The following is a 1,052-nucleotide window of genomic DNA, read 5'->3' as shown; positions in this document are numbered from 1 at the left end:
ACTTTTGCCAAAGGTTCATAAGCCGTCACGGCTTCTTGTGCTTCCTTGTCCTCTTTTGCAAACTTATCCGCAATCTTGTCTAGTTCGACCTTAAGTGCGTAATCAAGCGTATCGCCCTCTTCAATCCAGCCACGAACAATTGCATGATAAGTCTTTTGCATCTCATGGTTAGCGAACATCGGCATCACCTCAGAAGCCACTTCACTTGAGAGTGCGAACACCAATACGCCAGAAGTCGGCCTATCTAAACGGTGCAATGGGAACACGTGTTGACCAATTTGGTCACGCAAAGTCTGCATCACAAATTGAGTCTCGTGTTTATCTAGCCATGAGCGGTGCACCAGCATTCCTGCAGGCTTATTTACCGCGACAAAGTACTCATCTTGATAAATGATCTCTAACATTAGGCGCATACCTCATCAATGCTTTGAATCGTCACTAGTAGCTCAGCTTTGTCCGCCTCGTTTCTCCACACTTCACCAAAATATGGATGAATAGCAAACCCTTTAGGTAAAGGCATTTGCGCGTCAATCATCGCATTGATCTTTACGACGAAGACCCACTGTAGCCACTCTTCGGGTTGCAGTGAATCGATAGCAAAAGGTTCAACGCTCGCCAGAGCTTCATCCGACGGTGCGACGCTACTCCATAGAGAGCATTGGCGCATTTGTTGTTCTAATTGTTGAAGTAATGGAGGTAACTTTGTGGCAGCTGTCATTTTTCACCAAGTTATTTATCTAGTGACCTTGAAATTGGGGCATAGAGTACCATCTATTGAGGAAAGAAAGTTAGGAGCTTATTACTATGGAAACCATTCACACGCTCACTCAGTTATTGAAGAATAGCGGTTGCCAATACGATATCTACGATCTTGGTCGTCGTATCCAGAAAATCGACAACACCTTATTCTCAGATGTTGAGCAAGGGAAACAGCCATACCCATTTCCACTTCAGAAACAAGCTCACTTAGCGATCAGCTACTGGAATGAACAAAAGCAGCCATGGATCTGGTTCTTAAAATTCAAACTGGATGAAAGAGGCCTACTCAACCA

General features: G+C 44.5%; 3 protein-coding genes. 1 reads left to right on the top strand and 2 read right to left on the bottom strand.

Translation table 11 applies throughout. From position 1 onward, the window contains the following. Both BCT81_RS00545 and BCT81_RS00540 read right to left on the bottom strand, forming a co-directional pair. The coding region (locus BCT81_RS00545) for a pseudouridine synthase (protein WP_241908128.1) at positions 1 to 413 on the bottom strand (413 nt) is incomplete at its 3' end. Next, on the bottom strand, positions 404 to 718 hold the full coding sequence (locus BCT81_RS00540; protein WP_102422969.1) for a YqcC family protein: 315 nt from the start codon (positions 716 to 718) through the stop codon (positions 404 to 406). The genes BCT81_RS00540 and BCT81_RS00545, both read right to left, overlap by 10 nt. An 86-nt stretch (positions 719 to 804) precedes the next feature. On the opposite strand from BCT81_RS00540, the gene BCT81_RS00535 reads away from it, so the two are divergent. After that, a partial coding sequence (locus BCT81_RS00535) for a DUF3549 family protein (RefSeq protein WP_133152464.1) occupies positions 805 to 1,052 on the top strand: 248 nt, incomplete at its 3' end.

The organism is Vibrio sp. 10N.261.52.A1, assembly GCF_002876325.1.
GTDB classification, from domain to species: Bacteria; Pseudomonadota; Gammaproteobacteria; order Enterobacterales; family Vibrionaceae; genus Vibrio; species Vibrio chagasii.
The sequence above is the reverse complement of the archived record's forward strand: the minus strand, read 5'-3'. Positions and strand labels throughout refer to the sequence as shown.